This is a genomic window from Halomonas qaidamensis (assembly GCF_025917315.1).
Taxonomy (GTDB): Bacteria; Pseudomonadota; Gammaproteobacteria; order Pseudomonadales; family Halomonadaceae; genus Vreelandella; species Vreelandella qaidamensis.
Window position 1 is genome coordinate 1,072,003 of record NZ_CP080627.1, and the last position, 22,108, is coordinate 1,094,110.

General features: G+C 51.8%; 18 protein-coding genes. 8 read left to right on the top strand and 10 right to left on the bottom strand.

Annotated elements, in window-relative coordinates; translation table 11 throughout:
- Nucleotides 1-2: 2 nt before the first annotated feature.
- From K1Y77_RS05010 to K1Y77_RS05035, 6 genes are all read right to left on the bottom strand, one after another.
- The gene (locus K1Y77_RS05010) at nt 3-1,184 is read right to left on the bottom strand and encodes a cupin domain-containing protein (RefSeq protein ID WP_030070164.1); all 1,182 of its coding nucleotides are present in this window, start codon (nt 1,182-1,184) and stop codon (nt 3-5) included.
- Nucleotides 1,185-1,239: 55 nt separating this feature from the next.
- Nucleotides 1,240-2,625, bottom strand: coding sequence for an adenylosuccinate lyase (purB, locus tag K1Y77_RS05015; RefSeq protein ID WP_030070165.1), 1,386 nt, complete (start codon nt 2,623-2,625; stop codon nt 1,240-1,242).
- Nucleotides 2,626-2,772: 147 nt separating this feature from the next.
- On the bottom strand, nt 2,773-3,411 hold the full coding sequence (gene hflD / locus K1Y77_RS05020) for a high frequency lysogenization protein HflD (RefSeq protein ID WP_264018593.1): 639 nt from the start codon (nt 3,409-3,411) through the stop codon (nt 2,773-2,775).
- Nucleotides 3,408-4,550 carry a tRNA 2-thiouridine(34) synthase MnmA gene (gene mnmA / locus K1Y77_RS05025; protein WP_264018592.1) on the bottom strand — a complete coding sequence of 381 codons (1,143 nt, stop codon included), beginning with the start codon at nt 4,548-4,550 and terminating at the stop codon, nt 3,408-3,410. Before mnmA ends, hflD begins: the two co-directional genes overlap by 4 nt.
- A 73-nt stretch (nt 4,551-4,623) precedes the next feature.
- Nucleotides 4,624-5,085: an NUDIX hydrolase gene (locus tag K1Y77_RS05030; RefSeq protein ID WP_030070168.1), complete on the bottom strand. Its 462-nt coding sequence runs from the start codon at nt 5,083-5,085 to the stop codon at nt 4,624-4,626.
- Nucleotides 5,082-5,684: a pseudouridine synthase gene (locus K1Y77_RS05035; RefSeq protein WP_030070169.1), complete on the bottom strand. Its 603-nt coding sequence runs from the start codon at nt 5,682-5,684 to the stop codon at nt 5,082-5,084. The genes K1Y77_RS05030 and K1Y77_RS05035 overlap by 4 nt, the downstream gene beginning before the upstream one ends.
- A 286-nt stretch (nt 5,685-5,970) precedes the next feature.
- On the opposite strand from K1Y77_RS05035, the gene K1Y77_RS05040 reads away from it, so the two are divergent.
- The 3 genes from K1Y77_RS05040 (at nt 5,971) to clpA (ending at nt 11,264) form a co-directional block, all read left to right on the top strand.
- Complete coding sequence (locus K1Y77_RS05040; protein ID WP_030070170.1) at nt 5,971-8,208, top strand: NADP-dependent isocitrate dehydrogenase; 2,238 nt, start codon at nt 5,971-5,973, stop codon at nt 8,206-8,208.
- A 317-nt stretch (nt 8,209-8,525) separates the two neighbouring features.
- A complete protein-coding gene (clpS, locus tag K1Y77_RS05045) occupies nt 8,526-8,849 on the top strand; it encodes an ATP-dependent Clp protease adapter ClpS (RefSeq protein WP_035536235.1) in 324 nt (107 codons plus the stop codon).
- A 138-nt stretch (nt 8,850-8,987) separates the two neighbouring features.
- Entirely contained in the window at nt 8,988-11,264 is a 2,277-nt protein-coding gene (clpA, locus tag K1Y77_RS05050; protein ID WP_264430643.1) for an ATP-dependent Clp protease ATP-binding subunit ClpA, read from the top strand.
- A gap of 194 nt (nt 11,265-11,458) precedes the next feature.
- Here clpA and infA read toward each other — a convergent pair whose 3' ends face one another.
- The 3 genes from infA to aat all read right to left on the bottom strand — a co-directional run bounded on the left by infA (nt 11,459) and on the right by aat (nt 13,334).
- Nucleotides 11,459-11,677, bottom strand: coding sequence for a translation initiation factor IF-1 (gene infA, locus K1Y77_RS05055; protein ID WP_007111068.1), 219 nt, complete (start codon nt 11,675-11,677; stop codon nt 11,459-11,461).
- Between the two features lie 139 nt (nt 11,678-11,816).
- Nucleotides 11,817-12,551, bottom strand: a complete 735-nt coding sequence (locus K1Y77_RS05060) for an arginyltransferase (protein ID WP_030070173.1) — start codon at nt 12,549-12,551, stop codon at nt 11,817-11,819.
- Nucleotides 12,552-12,581: 30 nt separating this feature from the next.
- Nucleotides 12,582-13,334, bottom strand: a complete 753-nt coding sequence (gene aat, locus K1Y77_RS05065) for a leucyl/phenylalanyl-tRNA--protein transferase (protein WP_264430670.1) — start codon at nt 13,332-13,334, stop codon at nt 12,582-12,584.
- A 118-nt stretch (nt 13,335-13,452) separates the two neighbouring features.
- On the opposite strand from aat, the gene K1Y77_RS05070 reads away from it, so the two are divergent.
- Both K1Y77_RS05070 and lolA read left to right on the top strand, forming a co-directional pair.
- The gene (locus K1Y77_RS05070) at nt 13,453-16,857 is read left to right on the top strand and encodes a DNA translocase FtsK (RefSeq protein ID WP_264430671.1); all 3,405 of its coding nucleotides are present in this window, start codon (nt 13,453-13,455) and stop codon (nt 16,855-16,857) included.
- A gap of 168 nt (nt 16,858-17,025) precedes the next feature.
- Nucleotides 17,026-17,679, top strand: a complete 654-nt coding sequence (lolA, locus tag K1Y77_RS05075; RefSeq protein ID WP_030070176.1) for an outer membrane lipoprotein chaperone LolA — start codon at nt 17,026-17,028, stop codon at nt 17,677-17,679.
- A gap of 69 nt (nt 17,680-17,748) precedes the next feature.
- On the opposite strand, the gene K1Y77_RS05080 is transcribed toward lolA, so the two are convergent.
- Nucleotides 17,749-19,092: a replication-associated recombination protein A gene (locus K1Y77_RS05080; protein WP_264430673.1), complete on the bottom strand. Its 1,344-nt coding sequence runs from the start codon at nt 19,090-19,092 to the stop codon at nt 17,749-17,751.
- Between the two features lie 270 nt (nt 19,093-19,362).
- Here K1Y77_RS05080 and K1Y77_RS05085 point away from each other — a divergent pair, with 270 nt between their 5' ends.
- The 3 genes from K1Y77_RS05085 to trmA all read left to right on the top strand — a co-directional run bounded on the left by K1Y77_RS05085 (nt 19,363) and on the right by trmA (nt 21,991).
- Nucleotides 19,363-19,908 (top strand): hemerythrin domain-containing protein, encoded by a 546-nt coding sequence (locus K1Y77_RS05085; protein WP_030070178.1) that lies wholly within the window; start codon nt 19,363-19,365, stop codon nt 19,906-19,908.
- A 112-nt stretch (nt 19,909-20,020) separates the two neighbouring features.
- The gene (murI, locus tag K1Y77_RS05090) at nt 20,021-20,818 is read left to right on the top strand and encodes a glutamate racemase (protein WP_264431423.1); all 798 of its coding nucleotides are present in this window, start codon (nt 20,021-20,023) and stop codon (nt 20,816-20,818) included.
- Nucleotides 20,819-20,875: 57 nt separating this feature from the next.
- The gene (gene trmA / locus K1Y77_RS05095) at nt 20,876-21,991 is read left to right on the top strand and encodes a tRNA (uridine(54)-C5)-methyltransferase TrmA (protein ID WP_030070180.1); all 1,116 of its coding nucleotides are present in this window, start codon (nt 20,876-20,878) and stop codon (nt 21,989-21,991) included.
- Nucleotides 21,992-22,108: the final 117 nt, after the last annotated feature.

Here is a 22,108-nt window from a genome sequence, read left to right on the forward strand (position 1 = left end):
CGCTACTCCTCGTCATCCTCTTCGCCCATAAAGCCTAAGCTTCCAGTGTTTACTAACTGTGTTATTAGGGCTGCCGCCCCATCAATGGCGAGTACGTCTTCATACATGGGTGACGGGTCGGCAAGCCGCTTGGCAAGTTCTTTTGAACAAGGATGTCCGTCGCCGTCTACAAAGAGCGTGGTGCCGTTGGCATCGCTTCGCCAAGCAAAGCGGGAACCTGGCATATGAAACAGTGGTTCACCGTGTTGTAGTTGAGCAACAAGGTCAGCTTCAGTCATTGGCACTTCAAGGGGCGCTACTTGGTCAATATATTTCGGTTGGGTCATGACGCGACCGAACCACTGAGCTATTTGCTCAGGATTATCCAAAGTGGAAAGTACGAACTGGCGCATACGCTCAACGGCAGCATCATCGAACTCACCGACTTGGCTGGCAGGTGCCATGCCTGCATCGCTATAGCGGTGAGAGTCAGAAAGCTGCTCTCCGAGATAGTCTGCGTAGGATGTAATGGCTTCATCCGCTGATGGTGCCCTAAACCCTACCGAGATAGTCATGCAGTCGTCGGTTTGGCTAACGCCATGGTGCGCCCAACCAGGGGGAAGGTAGAGCATATCGCCTGGTGCTAACGTCCAGTCAGAGTCAGCTTCAATCTCAAAGGTTTCAAGAATACGTAGATCGATACCTTGGATAATGGGCGCATTGTCTGGCTGCTTGCCGCCTAGTTGCCAGCGTCGGTGGCCGCTAGCCTGCAATAGGAAAACATCGTATTGGTCGATATGTGGGCCGACGCTACCGCCAGGCGGCGCATAGCTGACCATGATGTCGTCCAATCGCCAGCGGGGAAGGAAATCAAATTCATCCATTAGTGCAGCGATAGATGGTACGTAGTGATCAACGGCTTGAACCAGGAGACTCCAGTTGCCTTCCGGCAACCGCTCAAAGGTGGCGTCGTCAAACGGGCCGTGTGAAACCTGCCAGGGGCCATCAGGCCCTTTTTCTTCCACAAGACGCGCTTCTACACCGGGTTCGCAGGCAAGCCCGGCTAGCTCATCGGGGTCGATGGGGCTAATAAAATCGGGGATAGCGCCACGAATCAGCAGCGGCTTCTGCTGCCAGTAATTGGCCAAGAAGTCTTCGGGCGTTAAATCGCCCAACAATGTGAGTGGCTTATCGTGTTGGCTCATGGCGTTATCCTAGTTCAAATGAGCGCTGCGTCTTACTAAGGGCGCAGTGCGTCGTTTAGAGTGCAGCAAGCCGCTGGTTAAGTGCTTCGGCTTGAGCCTTCGCATTACCAATATAGCTGGCAGGAGAGAGGGCTTTTAACTCATTTTTAACCGACTCGGGTAGCTCAAGCGTATCAATAAAAGCAGCAAAGCCTGCTTGATCAATACGTTTGCCGCGGGTTAATTCTTTAAGCTTTTCGTAGGGCTTTTCGATGCCATAGCGACGCATAACCGTTTGAATTGGCTCGGCCAGTACTTCCCAGCTGTTATCCAGGTCTTCGGCTAGGCGCTCAGGATTCGCTTCCAGTTTGCTGATCCCCTTGAGGCTGGCATGATAGCCAATCAGACCGTAGGCCAAACCAACGCCTAAGTTACGCAGCACCGTGGAGTCTGTCAGGTCGCGTTGCCAGCGTGAAATCGGTAGCTTTTGAGCTAGGTGGCTTAGCACCGCGTTAGCCAGGCCCAGGTTGCCTTCCGAGTTCTCAAAGTCAATCGGGTTAACTTTATGCGGCATGGTTGATGAGCCAATTTCGCCTTCAACAGTGCGCTGCTTGAAGTAGCCCAGCGAAATATAGCCCCATACGTCGCGATCAAAGTCGATCAAAATGGTGTTGAAGCGGCAAATTGCATCGAAAAGCTCGGCAATGTAGTCGTGGGGCTCAATCTGTGTGGTGTAGGGGTTGAAGCTTAGTCCTAAGCCTTCCACAAAGGTGCGTGCGTTGGCTTCCCAGTCAATGTCTGGGTAGGTTGTCAGGTGGGCGTTGTAATTACCCACAGCACCATTAATTTTACCTAGTATTTCTACACGTTCGATTTGTTTGAGCTGGCGCTTAAGCCGATAGGCCACATTGGCCATTTCCTTGCCTAGCGTTGTGGGGCTGGCAGTTTGCCCATGGGTGCGCGAAAGCATCGGTTGAGCCGCGTGCGCAATGGCCAATTTAGCAATCTCATCGGCGACTTCATGCAGGGTGGGCAGAGTGGCTTTTAGGCCATCCGCCAGCATAACGCCGTAGGAAAGATTGTTGATGTCTTCGCTGGTGCAAGCGAAGTGAATAAATTCAGTGACCGCGTTGAGCTCGGGTTGCCCCGCAATCTTCTCTTTCAAGAAATACTCAACCGCTTTGACATCGTGGTTGGTGGTGCGCTCTATTTCTTTAATGCGTTCGGCATCTTCGACAGAAAAGTCACGAATCAACTGCTCAAGAAAAGCCGTCGCTTCGACTGATAGCGGCGGTACTTCGACAATTTGGCTGTGGTCTGCAAGGCGCTGCAGCCAGCGCACTTCCACAATCACGCGAGCACGGATAAGACCGAATTCGCTGAAGTGCTCCCGTAGGGCGGCGGCTTTTGCGCCGTAGCGTCCGTCAACGGGGGAGAGGGCGGTCAAAGCAGAGAGTTGCATGGCTTGGTTTCCAAGGTGGTCTGAAGACAGTGGTTCTAAAGGCAAGAGTTCGAACATAATGGTTCGAAAACAATGATTCGAAAACAATGGTCCGAAAACAATAGTTCAAAAAAATGGCTCGAAGTGCCTAGATGAGCGGTGGGCGCGTTAGCCAAGGCTATCAAGCGCCCGCCTCAACGCTTTACGCTGGAAAACAAGCTTCCAGCGACGGCCGCCTTGCTGATGCCATAACAGCGCAAAACGAATGCCGGCCATCAAGCAGGCGCGCACCCTTTCGGGCATCATACGAGTCTGCAGTAAAGAGGGATCGCCCTGAACCACGATGCGGGTTTTAAACGTCGAAATGGTCTCTTGGTAGGCATCACCGAGGCTTGCAATCACATTTTCATGGGTGCTGCCAAAGTGCTCTGCCTGTCCCTGTACATGGGAAAGCTTTTGACCAAGTAACTCCATCATATGGCGGTCGGTGCGCAGTTTATTCATTAAAAGTAGCAGCGAAAAACCGTAACGGAGAACCACAGGATTAGCTTGTTTACGGCCAACCAGGGCTTCGAGTGTTTCTAATCCGCGGCGTAAATTGTTGGGGTGGCCGCCATAAATAGCCTCAAAGCTTGCTGGGTTGGTGTCCACGGTTGCATTGATGAGTGTTTCCCAGGCACGGGGATCGACTTGCCCGGTGCGCGCGAGTTCATCTACTAAACTAGCGGATTGAAAGACACCGGCCAGCGCTAGTGCTTGACGCGCGGCTTGAGAATCTGGTGCGCGATGAATAGGGGTAGCGCTCATGCAGCGGTCTCCGTGGTGTTCCAAATGGCGCGAATAACGCCGCCGCCTAAGCAAATATCATCATCATAAAGTACCAATGACTGGCCAGGTGTTACCGCCCACTGAGGATCATCAAACACCACTTCAACAGTGCCGTCGGGCAACGCATGGACTTCACACGGGCAATCACTTTGACGATAGCGGGTTTTGGCGGTGTAACGGCCATGTGCGGCTGGCGGTTCACCTGCGACCCAGTCCATGGCTTCAGTGGCCAATGCATTGGTGAACAGCAGGGGGTGATGCTTGCCTTGGACGGCAATCAATACATTGCGCTCAAGGTCTTTGGCCGCCACGTACCATGGGTCTTCCGAATAGTTGGCTAAGCCACCAATGCCTAGCCCTTGACGCTGTCCCAGGGTGTAGTACATCAGTCCCATATGCTTGCCAATGACATCGCCTTCGGGCGTTTCAATGTTGCCGGGTTGTGCGGGCAGGTATTGCTGCAAAAAGTCGCGGAAGCGGCGCTCACCGATAAAGCAAATACCAGTAGAGTCTTTTTTCTTGGCGGTAATAAGATCGTGCTGTTCTGCCAAGGCTCTAACGACAGGTTTTTCCAGCTCACCAACAGGAAACAGAGTACGGGCAATTGCCGCTTCAGGCACAGCGTGTAGGAAATAGCTTTGATCTTTATTGCTATCCACACCTTTTAGCAGGCGTGGACGCCCTTCGCGAACTCCTTGTCGAACATAGTGCCCGGTTGCGATTTTATCGGCGCCTAGCATTTCAGCGTAGTCTAGAAAGACCTTAAATTTGATCTCTCGGTTACATAGAATATCGGGATTGGGCGTTCTGCCCGCTTTATATTCGGCCAAAAAGTGCTCGAAGACGTTATCCCAATACTCGGATGCGAAATTGGCCGTATGCAACTTGATGCCCAGCTTCTCACACACGGCCTCTGCATCGGCAAGGTCTTCTTTTGCCGTGCAGTATTCGGTGCCGTCGTCTTCATCCCAATTCTTCATAAACAGGCCCTCAACCTCGTACCCTTGTTGGAGTAGAAGGAGAGCAGAAACCGATGAGTCAACGCCGCCCGACATACCAACGATTACTTTTTGGGTCTCGGGCGCTTCAGGAATAGACGTGCCATGGGTGGATGTCATTGGCATCCTCAGTTGAAGTAGTGTGCAATTGGGCGCTGATTATACACGATGGAGGCTTGGTGCTTCGAGTGCTTCACTCATGAATCACAGCCAGAGGGTAACAGTGGCCCTTAATGGCGTTTTCGATTCGTTTAAGCACTAGGGGGCTGCGCAGCCGACCGGCATCGCCGAGGACTTTAATGTCATCCAATGTGAGCCAGTGAGTGGCGGTGATATCGCTATCAATGGGTGACGAGAGCATGACGTCTGGTGTCGCTATAAAACCATGACTATGAAAGGTAAGGCCTTCTGGCGTGTGGAATACGTAAAGACCTAAATAGTCGGTTAGCGTCACCTGCCAAGCGGTCTCTTCCTGCACTTCGCGCAAAATGGCTGCCATCGGCCCTTCGCCAGGCTCTACATGCCCAGCCGGTTGGTTAAAAACGGTTTGCCTACCGCCGCGGGCTTCTTCCACCATCAAAAAACGGTCGTCGCGCTGAATCACGCAGGCAACGGTGCTTCTGATGATGGCGTTTTTGATTGTCTTACTGCTCATTTTGAGTGCCTGTGCCGAGGAGTGCCGCTGCGCTTTGGTGCTTTAGTGGGGCGTGGGGCGTGTAGTGTTTCTTTGCGCCACTCGCCAGGGGCCAGATCGCCAAGTTGCCATGGGCCAATGGCTGCGCGTACTAACCTCAGCGTGGGAAAGCCCACGTGGGCGGTCATGCGACGAACTTGGCGGTTGCGGCCTTCAGTAATGGTTAACTCTATCCAACTGGTGGTTGGGTGGCGCTTAGGGTCAATCCTTGGGTCGCGTTGGGCGATGGCAGGTGGCTCAATGCGCCGCGCTTTTGCTGGCTGGGTGGGGCCATCTTTTAACGTGATGCCGTTTTTCAGGGCACTCATTGCCTCATCATCAATCTGCCCTTCGAGCTGCACCCAGTAAGTTTTGGGCTGTTTGTGTCGCGGGTGGGCAATACGGTGGATAAGGCTTCCATCATCGCTTAATAGCAAAAGGCCTTCCGAGTCGTAGTCAAGCCTGCCTGCGGCGTAAACGCCAGGCATATCGATAACATTGGCTAATGTGTCTCGGCCTTGCTTATCAGTAAACTGGGAAAGCATGCGATAGGGTTTATGCAATAAATATAGGGTGCTCATAATTTCGTTTAGGGGTCGCCCTTGATTTGTCGACAATCTCTCATGCGATTAAAATGCAGCGCTGGTATACTTCGGGCTAGCTCTCAAACAGCGGTCAAATCGCGCTGGAGTTGCCATTATTATCACTGCAAAACTATAGAAAGAACTGCCGTAAGAACCACCGATTGATAACCGGGAAAGCCAATTATATGGCCCCGCCTGCTTCGCGGCATGGTCTCTCGTTCAATGAGTCGCGTCGCTCAGGATCTTTATAATCACAGCGATAGAAAAAAGAGGTTAACGCAAAATGTCTAAAACGCCGAAGATCATCTACACGCTCACCGACGAGGCACCTGCGCTCGCGACATACTCTTTGCTACCGATTATTGATGCATTCACCGACGCTGCTGGTATCGAGGTGGAAACCCGTGATATCTCCCTGGCGGCTCGCGTTCTCTCTCTGTTCCCAGACTACTTGACCGAAGAGCAGCGTATCGAAGATCACTTGGCTGAATTGGGTGCTCTGGCTAAGGTTCCCGAAGCCAATATCATCAAGTTACCAAATATTAGTGCCTCTATGCCGCAGCTGCGTGCTGTGATCAAAGAGCTGCAAGAACAGGGTTACAAACTACCCGAATATCCGGACGACCCAAGCAGCGACGAAGAGAAAGATATCAAAGCGCGCTATGACAAAGTGAAAGGCAGCGCAGTTAACCCCGTATTGCGTGAAGGTAATTCCGACCGTCGCGCACCAAAGGCCGTGAAAGAGTACGCACGCAAGTATCCGCACTCGATGGGAGAGTGGAGCCAAGCATCGCGTACCCATGTTTCGCACATGCATAGCGGCGACTTCTACCATGGTGAGAAGTCGATGACCCTGGATCGCGCCCGCAACGTCAAAATGGAGCTGATCACCGCCAGCGGTGAAACCAAGGTGCTCAAGCCACGAGTCGAGCTGCTTGACGGCGAAATCATCGACAGCATGTTTATGAGCAAGAAAGCACTGCTGGATTTTTACGAGCGTGAAATCGAAGATGCGCGTAAGACCGGTGTGATGTTCTCACTGCACGTTAAAGCAACCATGATGAAGGTCTCGCACCCCATCGTGTTTGGGCACTGCGTTAAAATTTTCTACAAGGACGCCTTTGAAAAGCACGGTGAGCTGTTCAAAGAGCTAGGGGTCGATGTTAACAACGGTATCGCTAATCTTTACGACAAGATTGCGACCTTGCCGGAATCTCAGCGTGATGAGGTCATTAGTGACTTGCATGCGTGCCATGACAAGCGCCCAGAGCTGGCAATGGTTGATTCGGCTCGTGGCATCACCAACTTCCACTCGCCCAGCGATGTGATTGTAGACGCTTCTATGCCAGCGATGATTCGTGCTGGCGGCAAGATGTACGGTGCCGATGGTCGTCTCAAGGACGTCAAAGCCGTCATGCCTGAGTCGACCTTCGCGCGTATCTATCAGGAAATGATCAATTTCTGTAAATGGCACGGTGCGTTTGACCCAGCCACTATGGGTACCGTACCTAATGTTGGTCTGATGGCGCAGAAAGCTGAAGAATACGGCTCTCATGATAAGACCTTCGAAGTGCCAGAAGATGGCGTGGCGAACATCACTGACCTAGATACCGGCGAAGTGCTGTTATCGCAGAACGTAGAGCAGGGCGATATCTGGCGTATGTGTCAGGTTAAAGACGCGCCGATTCGCGACTGGGTTAAGCTGGCCGTGGAGCGCTGCCGTGACTCTGGTATGCCCACCGTCTTCTGGCTCGACCCTTACCGTCCGCACGAAAACGAGTTGATCAAGAAGGTCAAAACGTATCTCAAGGATCACGACACTGATGGGCTTGAAATCCACATCATGTCCCAAGTTCGGGCGATGCGTTACACCCTTGAGCGTGTGATTCGTGGTCTCGACACGATCTCGGTGACAGGCAACATTCTCCGCGATTACCTGACCGACTTATTCCCGATTCTTGAGTTGGGTACGAGCGCCAAAATGCTTTCTATCGTGCCGTTGATGGATGGCGGTGGTCTGTTTGAAACAGGCGCTGGTGGTTCCGCACCTAAGCACGTTCAGCAGTTGCTTGAAGAGAACCACCTGCGTTGGGACAGCCTGGGTGAGTTCTTGGCGCTAGTTGCTTCTTTGGAGCACCTTGCCAAACGGTTTGGCAATGATCGTGCTAAGCTGCTGGCGAAAGCGTTGGATGAAGCTAACGGCAAGTTCCTAGAAAGCAACAAGTCACCTTCACGCAAAGTGGGTGAGCTTGATAACCGTGGCAGCCATTTCTATCTGGCGCTGTATTGGGCAGAAGCATTGGCAAACCAGGATCAAGATGCTGAGCTGAAAACACGCTTTGCTCGCTTGGTAGAAACGCTGAAAGCAAATGAAGCTACGATCATTGACGAGCTGAATAGCGTGCAAGGCCAGCCTGTTGACCTTAAAGGCTATTACCACCCGAATGGGGAAGTAGCGAGCCAAGTCATGCGCCCGAGCAAGACGCTCAACGAAGCCCTTGCAATGGTCGCTAACGGTTAAGGTCTTAAATCACAAGCAATCTGCGCTGCCGCTGAGCAACGCGTATGAAAACGCTGTGATATCCCTCGCCCGCCTTAGTGGGCGAGGGTTTTTTGTCTTATGTAATATGCTAATTTTATATTTTCCATGAACCCTTGCTGGGATTGGGCGTCTTACTGTGGTAAGCCAAGCTGGAGTAATGAGATTTCGAGTCATTGACGCCTAGGATGGATGACTCAAGCGCCGTAAGACACCACCCGCCAGCTAAGAGACGATAAACCTTGCTGCTTATGCCTATTACAGACAGCCCATACATCGTGGCTACCCTGCATGCAGGGATGACTCGGCCTGATGCGCCTGATTATGATGATGACTTAGCCGTTCAACCGGCTGATCCTGAACTAGCTCGGCCACCCTTGTACAAAGTGATACTTCATAACGATGATTACACGCCGATGGAATTCGTTGTTGAGGTATTACAAGGGTTTTTTAATATGGATAGCGAGCAAGCGGTACAAGTGATGCTTGCAGTGCATACCCAAGGCAAAGCGACATGCGGTATCTTTACACGGGATATTGCTGAAACGAAAAGTTACCAGGTAAACGAATATGCCCGCGAATGCGAGCATCCTTTAATGAGCGATATCGAAGCTGCCGACTGAAAGCGTTGAAAAAAATTAGCGATGGGCCTTGCAAGTGCGCCGTTTGTACCCGATGTTGAAAGTGCCGGTCGATTAAACTGATCCGACGCAAGCCCTAGGTGGCGACACGCCCTAGGTAGTAGCGAAAAGGGGACTGCCATGCTGAGCAAAGAACTTGAACTTACCCTGAACACGGCCTTCACCGTGGCTCGCTCAAAGCGCCACGAGTTTATGACCGTTGAGCACCTGCTTCTGGCGTTGCTGGATAATGCGTCAGCAGTTGACGTGTTGAAGGCGTGTGGGGCGAATCTCGATAAGCTGCGGTCCGATCTGCAGGATTTTATTAATTCGACCACACCATTGATTCCTGAAAGCCAAGCGGACCGCGAAACACAACCAACGCTTGGATTCCAGCGCGTACTGCAACGTGCGGTATTCCACGTGCAGTCATCTGGCAAGAGCGAAGTTACCGGTGCTAATGTACTGGTCGCTATTTTCTCTGAACAGGAAAGCCAAGCGGTTTACTTCCTAAAACAGCAAAGCGTTGCGCGCGTAGATGCGGTTAACTACATCGCTCATGGTATTTCTAAAGTCTCCGGTCATGGCCCTGCGCCTTCGCCATCTTCCCAAGAGAGTGAAGATGCTGAAGAGGGTAGTGCAGAAGGTGCTGCGCATCCGTTAACCGGTTACGCTACCAATCTGAATGAGCAGGCGCGTCAAGGCAAAATAGATCCATTGATTGGCCGTGACCATGAGCTTGAGCGTGTGGTGCAAATTCTTGCCCGCCGTCGTAAGAATAACCCACTTCTAGTTGGTGAAGCTGGCGTTGGTAAAACTGCCATTGCAGAAGGCTTGGCGAAACGTATAGTTGAAGAAGATGTGCCTGACGTTATCGCCGATGCAGTGGTTTACTCGCTGGATATGGGTGCGCTATTGGCGGGTACTAAATACCGCGGTGATTTTGAAAAGCGTCTGAAAAGTCTGCTTAGTGAATTACGCAAGCAGCCTAATGCCGTGCTCTTTATCGATGAAATCCATACCGTAATTGGAGCTGGTGCAGCGTCTGGCGGTGTAATGGATGCCTCTAACCTGTTGAAGCCATTGCTTTCATCCGGCGAGTTGCGCTGTATTGGTTCAACAACATTCCAGGAGTTCCGCGGCATTTTTGAGAAAGATCGTGCTCTGGCTCGTCGATTCCAAAAAGTGGATGTGCTGGCACCTTCGGTGGATGACACCATCAAAATCCTTAAAGGATTGCGGTCTCGCTTTGAAGAGCATCATGAGCTTAAGTACACCGATGGCGCCTTAGAAAGTGCCGCACGCTTAGCTGATCGCTACATTAATGACCGTTACCTACCTGATAAAGCTATCGATGTGATTGATGAGGCGGGCGCGCATCAGCGTATGCTGCCGCCGGAAGTACGGGCGAATACAATTGATGTTGAGCAGGTAGAAGCGGTAGTGGCGTCTATTGCGCGTATTCCGCCCAAAAGTGTTTCAAGTTCTGACCGTAAGTTGCTTGAAAAGCTTGATCGCGACCTGAAAATGTTGGTGTTCGGACAAGATGAAGCCATCGATACCCTGTCGGCTGCTATCAAACTTTCCCGTGCAGGTTTGAAATCGCCAGATAAGCCGGTGGGGAGTTTCTTGTTTGCTGGTCCAACTGGTGTTGGTAAGACCGAAGTGGCTAAGCAGTTGGCGCATATCATGGGTATTGAGCTAGTACGCTTTGATATGTCGGAGTACATGGAGCGCCATACGGTTTCGCGTTTGATTGGTGCCCCGCCAGGCTACGTAGGCTATGACCAGGGTGGGCTGCTAACTGAAGCTGTCACCAAGCAGCCGCATTGTGTATTGCTGCTAGATGAGATTGAGAAGGCGCATCCTGAAGTGTTCAACCTGCTGCTGCAGGTCATGGATCACGGTCGTTTGACAGACAACAATGGCCGCGAAGCGGATTTCCGTCACGTTATCCTAATCATGACTTCCAATGCTGGGGCAGAGCAGGCATCACGGCGCTCTATCGGTTTCCAGAACCAGGATCACTCAACGGATGCGATGGAAGTGATTCGCCGCACCTTCTCGCCTGAGTTCCGCAATCGTTTGGATGGCATTATTCAATTCCATGCGCTGCAAATGTCGGTTGTGCGTAACGTTGTCGATAAATTCCTAATCGAGTTGCAGGCACAGTTAGACGAAAAGCGTGTGCAGCTTGAAGTCGATGATATGGCGAGAGACTGGCTGGCAGAGAAGGGGTATGACCCCGATATGGGGGCACGCCCAATGGCCCGCTTGATCCAGGAGAAACTGAAAAAGCCGTTGGCTGAGATGATTCTATTTGGCGAGCTGGCTGATCAAGGCGGTATTGTGCATGTTAACCTTGAAGAAGGTGAGCTGCATTTATCAACGGAGTCGGAGATGGCGGATGCGCCCTGAAAAGGGCGCTAAGGCTGACTAAGTTTTACACCTAAAACCTCACGCTCTTACTTCACTAAAGCACAGCGCCCTGTCATCGACGGGGCGTTGTCGTTTCCAGAGAGCGGCGCCGTACTTACGCTATGTTTGCACTGCATTTAAAAACGGGATGCGTGCATGCGCGGGCAGTGTTTGCTTGAAAGCGTTACCAAGTCTTAGCGCGAGCGATAAACAATACGGCCTTTTGACAGATCGTAGGGCGTCAGCTCTACTTTTACCTTGTCGCCTGTCAGGATACGGATGTAGTTTTTGCGCATCTTGCCTGAAATATGAGCGGTAACGACGTGGCCGTTTTCCAGCTCAACACGGAACATGGTGTTGGGAAGGGTATCAACAATAACGCCTTCCATTTCAATATGATCTTCGCGTGCCATATAGGCAGATCCTCACTTATTTAACGTAATGGTTTGGTCTAATCAGTCACTTCAATGGGCGTCGTCAGGTGACGGTTACCCAGTAAGCAGCGCTATATTGTGCCGTAAGCCTGCCAGCAAGGCAAAAAAGCTGGCAAGTTTAGTAAATTAAAGGCCGCCAATGGCGTCCGTCGAGTACTTCAATAGGGGTGAACGCCCGCTTATAGCGCATTTTTCGGCACTCCTCAATCCAATACCCAAGGTACAAGTGAGGTAGCGATTTTTCACCGCAAAGTTCTATTAGCTTGAGAATAGCAAAGGTTCCCAAGGATCGCTTTTCCAAGCCCTCATCAACACTGAAAAACGTATAAATAGCTGATAGTCCATGCTCAAGCTGATCAAAGGCTGCTACTGCGACGAGCTTTCCTTCTAGACGCATTTCTAAAAGATGCGCATAGGGTTCTTCAAGCGTTAAAAAAGTACGATACTGCTCTCTGCTCGGAGGATACATGTCGCCATCAGCATGACGTAAACGAATATAGTCTGCATAAAGCGTGTAATGATCAGCCTCATAGCGGGCAGGTACTATGCGCGTAACAATATCGGCATTGATGCGACGAATTTTGCGTTGGGTACGATTAGCGCTAAAGTCGCTGACGGGAATGCGTACCGAGCGACAAGCATTACACCCCTCACAGTGGGGGCGGTATAAATGGCGTCCGCTACGGCGAAAGCCTAGTAACGAAAGCGAGTCATAAACGCCGGGAACGGGAGATTCCTGGGGATCCAGAAACAGGGTGGTTGCCTCTTTGCCTGGAAGGTAGCTGCAAGCATGAGGAACGGTTAGGAAGAAGCGCAAATCCCGCACAGGGCGGCGAGGAGCGTTACTACTCACGGCTTGCCTCCTTGGTTAATCTGAATACGTTTACCATTCTGGGCGATGAGTCGAAGCGATGGCGTCGAGCCACGGCGATCCAGGTACAGTAGGCGCTTCATTGGTCATAGTCGTTAAGTTAAATGCCTTGTCAGGCAACCACTTTTCAAGATAGTTGATGAACGACGTGCGGGCGACTGTTGTCGCACCAAGGCTTGCCAAGTGGGGGGTATGCATCTGACAGTCGATAAGTTTACCCTCATGGTGCTGCATCGCATGGGCTAAGTGGGCGAGAGCAATTTTAGAAGCATCGGGCACTCGCGAAAACATCGATTCACCAAAGAAGACAGGCCCCATTGCTACGCCATAAAGCCCTCCCACTAGCTGGCCTTCAAGATGTACTTCAATGCTATGTGCGATACCTAGCTCGTGCAGGCGTTGGTAGGCGTCACGCATATCTTGATTGATCCAGGTGCCGGGCTCACCAGGGCGTGGCGCAGCGCATGCTTTAACAATGTTTTCAAACTGTTGATCCAAGGTGACAATAAAACCACCATGACGCAATCGCTTCACAAGGCTACGACGTCGCTTAAACTGTTCTGGTTGCAATACCATGCGTGGGTTGGGGCTCCACCATAGAATAGGCTCATCGTCGCTATACCATGGGAAAATACCTTTCTGGTAAGCACTGATTAGCCAGCATGGAGAAAGCTCTCCGCCGGCGGCAAGAAGGCCGTTAGGGGAGTCGAGAGCTAGGTCGGTAGAAGGAAAGATAGGCTGTGGCGATGAAAGCCAGGGTAACATTGATTGCTCCTGTTACTAGACACTTCGATAGAAGCTCTGTGACGGCGAAAGGATGCTCGGTATGATGCAAACTCGCAAGTGGATTAAAGACACCATTAAGGTGTAAAGGGAGAATCGCTTGAAAGTAAATAAGGCGGTAGACAAGCGAACGCAACGTAACTCGCGTCAACCATCATCAAAGGCCACTACTGGGCGAGTGACGGCGGCAAAGGAGAAAGCTCGCCGGTTTGGCCTGCGCTTGCAGGGTGCGGCGCGCGAAGGCGTAGTCGTGGTGCTGCTTGCGCTATGTGTATTTTTGTTATTAGCACTGTTTAGTTATGACCCAGCTGACCCAGGTTGGTCTTATCAAGGGCCAGAAACGGATGTTCAGAACTGGATGGGCCCTGTAGGGGCCTGGCTTGCGGATGTGCTTTATTCACTGCTGGGTGCCAGCGCTTTATGGTGGCCGGGCATGTTTGGTTATGCTGCTTGGTGGTTAATGAGGTCGCGCCAGGTACGATTTGAAATCGACCCAGTGGCGATTGCCGTGCACTCTGCTGGGTTGGTACTGCTTATGTTCGGCACCACTATGCTGGGAGCACTCCATTTTTACCATCCTGACAGTCTGTTGCCCTACGCATCAGGGGGGATATTAGGCGAGGGGTTGGTAAATACTTTAAAACCACTGGTCAGCAGTGGTGGCGTGGGCCTTATTTCTGCTGCGCTAATATTGATCGGTTTTCCGCTGTTTAGTGGCATGTCGTGGTTACAGGTGGCTGATGAGCTTGGTCGTCGTCTATGTAAAGTAGGGGGCTGGTTCAGCGCTCGGCGCGCTAAAGGGCGTGAAAAGCGTGCACAACGTGCCGCTGTGAGAGCTGCCGCAAAGGCTGCCTCTCAAAAAGTAAAAGAGAAGCCGCTCACCGAGTTTAAAACAACAAAGCAAGAAAGTAATACGCAGCGCTCTAACCTAGAAGACGAACATCGCCAGCCGGAGCCTGCACGAGAAAACCGCCAAACACGTCGTGAGCCTAGTTTTTCTGCCACGACAGATACGTCTATTCCATGGGAAGCGGCTGCATTTTCGGGAGCGTTGCCAGCCCAAGCAATGCCTAAGCGTGAACAGCCAACGCCTGATATAAACGCTTCTCAAGATATTTCGGTTGAGGCTGGACAGTCTTCAGCATCCGCTGAAGTACAGCCTGCAGCTAAAGCAGACACTAAAAAAGAGCCCGTTGCCGAACATAGAGCGGTGAGTAATGGAGATCATAAGGACGAAAAAGACCTAGAAAAAGACCTAGAAAAAGAGGTGGAAAAAGAAAAAGAGGTAGAACGCACTTTGGCAAGGCCGGACAGCGCGCCACGTGAAGATGCTTTTGCGGTGCGCATCAACGATGAAGACAGCGAGCCAACGCCTTCGATACCGCTGTCCACTCAAGAGTCTGAGCCTGAACGTGAGCCGAGTGAGCCTGCGTTTAAAGAGCCTGCTTTCGATGAGCCCGCAGATCAACAGCCAGCTTCACGACCTGCTCCTGGCTTACCCGGAGAAGAAGAGCTTTCATTGCACTCACCTTCAGACGTTTCAGGCGATGACACAGAGCATCAGTCACCGCCGATGTCTCAGTCAGCGCATGAAATACAGCAGCGCGATGCAAGTACACCTCAGTGGAACGATGACCATGAGTGCGATGATATAGCACCCGTTTCCACGCGCTTGCCTGAACGCGAACAAGCACCTGCTATAACGCCTCCAGGTGATGACGTTCGCCCTTCGCCGGCCGTTGAACCACGCTCTGAAAGAGTGCCCGAAGTCGTGCCTGAGCCAGTATGGAATGATGAGGAAGACGACGACGCCCCGTCGGCAGTAACACCAGCCAGCACCGCGACACGCCGAGAGCCAACGCTCTCTGCACAATCGCCCGAGGCTGGCTCACCAGGCTTGAGGGCTTCTGAGGAAAAAGAGCCAGACAGTACTCCTACCCTATGGACTGTTGAGCATCTGCAGAGTCAGCGTCCAGCATTTGAAACGCTCGATGAGCCAGAAGGGGATGTGCCTAGTCTTCAGTTGTTGACACCTCCTGAGCCGCATGAGCCTAACTATACGGAGCAGCAGCTGGCTGATATGGCAGAGCTGTTAGAAGTGCGGCTACGTGAGTATGGGGTTAAGGCAGAAGTCGTTGATACATGGCCTGGTCCGGTTATCACCCGATTTGAAATTAAACCGGCGGCTGGGGTGAAAGTTTCTAAAATCAGTAACCTTGCCAAAGACCTTGCACGCTCATTAATGGTTAAGAGTGTGCGTGTGGTTGAAGTCATTCCAGGACGCCCAACGGTTGGCATTGAAATACCTAACCCTCATCGGGCAATGATCCGTCTGCGTGAGGTAATCGACTCTGACCGCTATCAACAGGAAAGCTCGCCGCTGACCATGGCGTTGGGGCAAGACATTGGTGGAGGGCCCGTTGTCGCCAATCTCGGTAAGATGCCCCATCTGCTGGTGGCGGGTACAACAGGGTCAGGCAAGTCAGTCGGTGTTAACGCCATGCTGATTTCCATGCTGCTAAAAGCGACCCCTGATGAGCTTAAGCTGATCATGGTTGACCCAAAAATGCTGGAGTTGTCGGTTTACGATGGCATTCCGCACCTTTTGGCGCCAGTGGTCACTGATATGAAAGAAGCTGCTAATAGTCTGCGTTGGTGTGTTGCGGAAATGGAGCGCCGCTACAAGCTAATGGCGGCGATGGGGGTGCGTAACATTGCAGGTTTTAATGGGCGTTTAGATGAGGCTAAAAACGCAGGCGCCCAGGTGGCTGACCCGCTTTGGGAGCCGCAGCCTTGGGAAATGCATCAAACGCCGCCGATTCTTGAAAAGCTGCCCTACATTGTAGTGGTGATCGACGAATTCGCCGACATGTTTATGATCGTCGGGAAAAAAGTTGAAGAACTAATTGCTCGCTTAGCACAAAAAGCGCGTGCAGCGGGAATTCACTTGATTTTGGCTACCCAGCGCCCATCGGTTGATGTGGTAACAGGGTTAATTAAAGCGAATATTCCGTCGCGTATGGCCTTCCAGGTATCGTCACGGATTGATTCGCGTACCATTCTGGATCAGGGTGGCGCAGAGAGCTTGCTTGGCCATGGCGATATGCTGTACTTACCCGCTGGCTCAGGGCCGCCTAACCGGATACATGGTGCTTTTGTAGATGATGACGAAGTGCATCGGGTCGTAGATGATTGGAAACGACGTGGTGCGCCTGAGTACATCGAAGAAATTCTGTCAGGTGGTGTGACTGCAGATGCGCTGGCGGGTCTTGAGGCTGAGGGCGTAGATGGTGATGATGCAGAGCAGGATGCGCTTTACGATGAAGCAGTTCAGTTCGTTACTGAAACGCGCAAAGCTTCTATTTCTGCCGTGCAACGTCGCTTTAAAATCGGCTATAACCGCGCTGCACGCTTGGTAGAAGCAATGGAAAGTGCTGGCGTGGTTACTTCTATGGGGTCTAACGGTGCCCGCGAAGTGCTGGCGCCGCCACCGATAGGCCACTGACTTATCTTTTAACAAGTGTCTGGCGTTTGCTTCAATAATGCAATAAGCGTGAAAGTCGCGCCGTAGGTGAAACCCTGCGGCGCGTTTTGCGTCTGAGAGGCTACACGGATCGTCTTCACGCTCCTTGCCTCGTCCGCTATCCGGCAATGACTGCCTAGGGAGAAAATAATGCGCGATACCCATATTCGACGCTCATCATCGTTAGCGTTAGCAGCCAGCGCGCTAGGGCTAGCCTTTGCAGCGCCTATGGCGTGGGCCAATGACGCCGCAGAGCGTCTTACTGAGCGGCTTGACCCGCTAGAAAACTATCAAGCGACGTTTGAACAGCAGATTTTAGACGGTGGTGGCGAGCGCTTACAAAGCGCCCGTGGGGAAATGTGGCTCTCGCGTCCTGGCATGCTGCGCTGGGAAGTGGAAGCGCCTTACTCCCAAGTGGTAGTTTCTGATGGAGAAGATGTTTATCTTTACGATCCGGATCTTGAGCAGGTCACCGTTCAAGCGATGGATGACCGAGTCACACATACCCCAGCGCTGTTGCTTTCAGGCAGTGCAAACGATCTAACTGCTAGCTATGACGTATTTCATGAACAGCAGGACGGTGACGACGTGTTTACGCTGATTCCTATCTCAGCGGATACGCTATTCGAAGAGCTGAGCATGGTCTTTGACGATCAGACTTTAACTGAACTGTGGATGATGGACAGTACCGGCCAGCGTACCGCAATTACGTTCAGCGATATTACCCGTAACGGTAGTATTGACCGCAGCTTATTCAATTTTGATATTCCTGATGGCACTGATGTTATCCGTGAAGAGCTGTAAAAAAAGCTGTGAGAAAAGTAATACACTGCTTGCAATAATGTACTCTGCACAATGATTGGACCAGGCACCCTAGGGTGCCTGATCAGCTTCCTGGTCACGCTGTTCCCGCCACGCCATTATCTCGCCAAAGCGCTTTTCCTGACCAAATTCGCTCGGTTCATAAAAGCGCATTTTGGGCAATTCGTCTGGCCAACAGTCATGGGCGCTGCCAGCAGGATAGCCATAGGGTTCGTTATGCGCGTAGCGGTACCCTTGGCCGTGCCCCAACTGCTCCATCAATTTGGTCGGGGCGTTACGAAGGTAGTTGGGAACTTCCAGTTGGGGTTGCTGCTGCACAAACTGCTGTGCAGCCTTCCAGGCACGGTCAATACGATTGCTTTTTGGCGCAACCGCTAGATGAACGGCGGCGTGGGCAATCGCACGCTGGCCCTCGTAGTCGCCTAAACGTAAATAGGCATCCCAAGCAGCAATGACCAGGGGCAGTGCTCGTGGGTCAGCATTTCCTACATCTTCTGAGGCAATCGCCGTTAAGCGGCGCACAATATCAAGCGGGTCGCCGCCGCCCTGTAAAAAACGTGCCATGTAAAGTAGCGCTGAATCAGGACGTGATGAACGAATCGATTTATGAATTGCTGATAATAAATCGTAATAAGCATCACCCTGCTTATCAAAGGCGCTTGATTGATGACCTACAACATCGGCTAATACCGCTTTATGTAGTACCTCTTTATCACCATGTTGCACAGTAAAGTCACAAGCCGTTTCTAGCAGTCCCAGCGCGCGACGTGCGTCGCCTGCACTAGCATGAGCAAGCGCCTCTAATACTCCCTCTTCCACCTCAATGCTGCGTTTTCCTAGGCCATGCTCCGGGTCGTTTAACGCCTGGGATAGCACCTGGATAAGTTCGTCATGGCTCAGTGGTTTAAGTACATAGACCCGAGCCCGGGAGAGTAGCGCCGAGTTAACTTCAAAAGAGGGGTTTTCTGTCGTTGCGCCGATCAATGTTAGCAGGCCAGACTCCACATGGGGCAGCAACGCGTCTTGTTGACTCTTGTTTAGACGGTGGATTTCATCTAAGAATAGAAGTGTAGGCGATGTGCGTTGTTGGGCTCGCTCTACTGCTGAACGAATTTCTTTCACGCCGGCCATGACAGCACTTAAATGCTCAAGATGAGCGCCAGAAGCATGTGCTAGTAACTCTGCTAGCGTGGTTTTCCCCACGCCGGGTGGCCCCCATAAAATCATTGAGCGTACGACCCCGGACTCTGCCATTCGACGTAGGGGTTTTTCAGACCCCACTAATGCCTGCTGGCCGACAAAATCGTCAAGGGTCAGTGGGCGCATACGGTAGGCAAGGGGAGCTTCTTCACCCACAGTGGTCGCAGTAGAGGGCGTGCGGTCAAACAAATCCATATAAACGTTCCCTAATAAACAAACCACCTAAACTTCCAGCGTAAGTGTCGTTGTTGAACAACCAACGATTCACACGTGTCTGTGGTAAATAATGTAACGTCAGGCTACCTTTGGGCATAACCGATTGATAATCGTCTGCTTGCCTTGGTGATGGCAAAGGGCGCATGGTAAAGATTAACACCAGTGTAGTTGAACCCAGCTCATGCTCACGTGCCTAAGCGTTGGTAAGGTATGGGCGAAAGGTAAGGCACTTACAAAGGAGACGGCAAGATGTTAAACCAACTGCGTCTAGATCATGCCAACATGGCGCGAATGCTCCATGTGTTACAGCTTAAACACAAAACGCTAGCGAGCGGTGAGCGTCCCGATTTTCAGCTGATGCGGGAAGTAGTGGACTACATTTTGTCCTATATGGATGGCTTTGCGTCACCGCTGGAAAAAATTTGCGTCGAGCGCCTGCAGGAGCAAGCGCCAGAACACCTTCCATTGATGGAGCAAATGGCCAGCGACTATCGTAAATTAAAGCCGCGCCTTTCCCGCTTATCTGATGATATCGACATGATCTTAATGGATAACGTGTTGCCAATGGATCGCTTTGCTGAGGCGTTGAAAGCGTATCTTGATGCACACCGTGCCTACCTCCGTCATGAAAGAGAGGGACTGTTCCCTCTGATTGACAAACATTTTAGCGAAGAGGATATGGAAGAATTGCGTCAAGCATTGCCCGAGGGTGCCGAAAAGGAATTAGAGCGCTTACAGCAAGCCTACCCAGAGCTATATGCCGAATTACGGGGTGCTGAAGTGCCATCGTTATAGCGTGTAAGGCAAACAGTCAAAGTGGAACGGGGCATGCTAAACTAGCGCCCCGTTTTTATTGGCGGTTTGAGAGGTTAGACGTGCCTATAGCATATGAAATGGGTAAACAGTGATGTTGGGGCCTGTACTGCTGTTTGATTCAGGTGTGGGCGGGCTTTCCGTTGCTCAGGCGCTTCGCCGACACTACCCCCATTTAGCAATGTGTTATGCCTGTGATAACGCTTGGCTGCCTTACGGTCTTCGCGATGATGTGACGCTTTCTAAACGTATTGTGGCGGTGTGCAAAGCAGCGGTAGACGCCTGCCAGGCAAGTGTCTTGGTGGTTGCTTGTAATACTGCCAGTACGTTGGCGTTAGATGGGTTGCGAAAAACGCTGGATATTCCGGTTGTTGGTACGGTGCCTGCGATCAAGCCTGCCGCGCTAAGTAGTCAAACGCGTCATATCGGGTTGCTCGCCACAACGGCGACCGTCAACAGGCCGTATACTCAGGCGTTGATTAACAGCTTCGCAAGTGACTGCTTAGTCACTAAGGTAGCGGCAGATGCGCTGGTTACGGAAGCAGAAGCGTGGCTATCAGAGGCGCCGATAAATGAGCAGCGATTAAACCAAGCACTGATGCCTTTATGGCAAGCTACCCAGGCTAACCCAGCGCTCGATACTGTGGTGCTGGGCTGCACTCATTTCCCGCTGTTGAAGCCCAAGTTAATTAGCCTGTCGCCGGTACCGCTGGTGTGGGTAGACTCTGGCGACGCCATTGCCCGTCGAGTAGGCCAAGTGGCAACTATTTTAGATAACCACACCCACGATGGGCGTTGCTTTACAACAGCGCCAGCAGAGCAGCTTACTAACGGACTGGCACGCTTTGGCTTTCAAGCGCCACAACGATTAACAATTCCTAACGTAGTGTAGTCACCCTGTTAGATTGTTTATTTTTATTCATGTTATTGACTTCAAAGAGGAGCCACCTTGGCGATCCCCACTGTAGAACCCGAACGTTATGCTGAACAGCTTGCTGAAAAGCAAGCCTACGTGGAGAAGACCTTTGCGGCGTTCACCACACCTACGCTTGAAGTTTACCCTTCGCCGCCCAGTCACTACCGGCAGCGCTGTGAGTTTCGCATCTGGCATGAAGATGATGACCTTTTTTACGCTATGTTTGAGGTCGATCCGGACAATCCCAAAAGTAAGCGGGTTGTGCGCTTGGATCAGTTTCCTGTCGCCAGTGAGCATATCAATGCGCTGATGCCGCGTCTGCGAGAAGCGTTTCTTGCCAGCGATGAACTTCGCCGCCGCTTATTTCAGGTTGAGTTTTTAACCACGTTGTCCGGTGAGGCGTTGGTCACGCTGATTTACCATCGCCCACTAAGTGATACCTGGGAAGCTGAGGCCCGCGCACTGGAAGAAGCGCTTGGCATCATGATTATTGGTCGTTCTCGCAAACAGCGCCTAGTGCTAACCCGTGATCACGTGTGGGAACGCTTAACCGTTGATGGCCGCGAGCTGGTTTACCAGCAGGTCGAAAACAGCTTTACTCAGCCAAACGCGCATATCTGCCAGACCATGCTTAGCTGGGCGAGAGAGGCCACCGCCGGACGACAAGATGAAGACCTGGTGGAGCTTTACTGTGGTAACGGTAATTTTACCATTGCGTTAGCAGAGAACTTCCGACGCGTACTGGCAACGGAAATTTCCCGCACCTCGGTAGCCAGTGCTAACGTCAACCTGGAGGCTAACGGCGTGACCAATGCCCAGGTGGCAAGAATGTCCGCTGAGGAGTTCGCGCTGGCGCTAAAAGGCGAGAAAACAGGCCGCCGAGTGACGGAGATGGCGTTGGATGCGTATGAGTTTTCAACCGTACTAGTCGACCCACCAAGAGCGGGACTGGACGCGGAAAGTTGCCATCAAATCAGCGAATACGCCCAAATCGTCTATATTTCATGCAATCCAGCGACGCTTGCTGAAAACTTAACCATACTGACTAAAACACACCATATTGAACGGTTTGCGTTATTTGATCAGTTTCCGTTCACAGAACATTGTGAATGCGGTGTATTACTCACGCGCAAAAACAGTGGGCAATAAAAGCTTGTCAATAGTACTTATGATGCACAAGCGGCATACACCATGAATAACCTGTCAGATGGTTAGGGGGACGAGCATCGGTAGCGTAAGCTAATGGATAGTTTGGCCTAAAGGCCT

Bases quoted from the DNA above. Each gene is read 5' to 3' on its own strand.
- K1Y77_RS05010 (WP_030070164.1), bottom strand. From the start codon at position 1,184: ATGAGCCAACACGATAAGCCACTCACATTGTTGGGCGATTTAACGCCC.
- purB (WP_030070165.1), bottom strand. From the start codon at position 2,625: ATGCAACTCTCTGCTTTGACCGCCCTCTCCCCCGTTGACGGACGCTAC.
- hflD (WP_264018593.1), bottom strand. From the start codon at position 3,411: ATGAGCGCTACCCCTATTCATCGCGCACCAGATTCTCAAGCCGCGCGT.
- mnmA (WP_264018592.1), bottom strand. From the start codon at position 4,550: ATGACATCCACCCATGGCACGTCTATTCCTGAAGCGCCCGAGACCCAA.
- K1Y77_RS05030 (WP_030070168.1), bottom strand. From the start codon at position 5,085: ATGAGCAGTAAGACAATCAAAAACGCCATCATCAGAAGCACCGTTGCC.
- K1Y77_RS05035 (WP_030070169.1), bottom strand. From the start codon at position 5,684: ATGAGCACCCTATATTTATTGCATAAACCCTATCGCATGCTTTCCCAG.
- K1Y77_RS05040 (WP_030070170.1), top strand. From the start codon at position 5,971: ATGTCTAAAACGCCGAAGATCATCTACACGCTCACCGACGAGGCACCT.
- clpS (WP_035536235.1), top strand. From the start codon at position 8,526: ATGACTCGGCCTGATGCGCCTGATTATGATGATGACTTAGCCGTTCAA.
- clpA (WP_264430643.1), top strand. From the start codon at position 8,988: ATGCTGAGCAAAGAACTTGAACTTACCCTGAACACGGCCTTCACCGTG.
- infA (WP_007111068.1), bottom strand. From the start codon at position 11,677: ATGGCACGCGAAGATCATATTGAAATGGAAGGCGTTATTGTTGATACC.
- aat (WP_264430670.1), bottom strand. From the start codon at position 13,334: ATGTTACCCTGGCTTTCATCGCCACAGCCTATCTTTCCTTCTACCGAC.
- lolA (WP_030070176.1), top strand. From the start codon at position 17,026: ATGCGCGATACCCATATTCGACGCTCATCATCGTTAGCGTTAGCAGCC.
- K1Y77_RS05080 (WP_264430673.1), bottom strand. From the start codon at position 19,092: ATGGATTTGTTTGACCGCACGCCCTCTACTGCGACCACTGTGGGTGAA.
- K1Y77_RS05085 (WP_030070178.1), top strand. From the start codon at position 19,363: ATGTTAAACCAACTGCGTCTAGATCATGCCAACATGGCGCGAATGCTC.
- murI (WP_264431423.1), top strand. From the start codon at position 20,021: ATGTTGGGGCCTGTACTGCTGTTTGATTCAGGTGTGGGCGGGCTTTCC.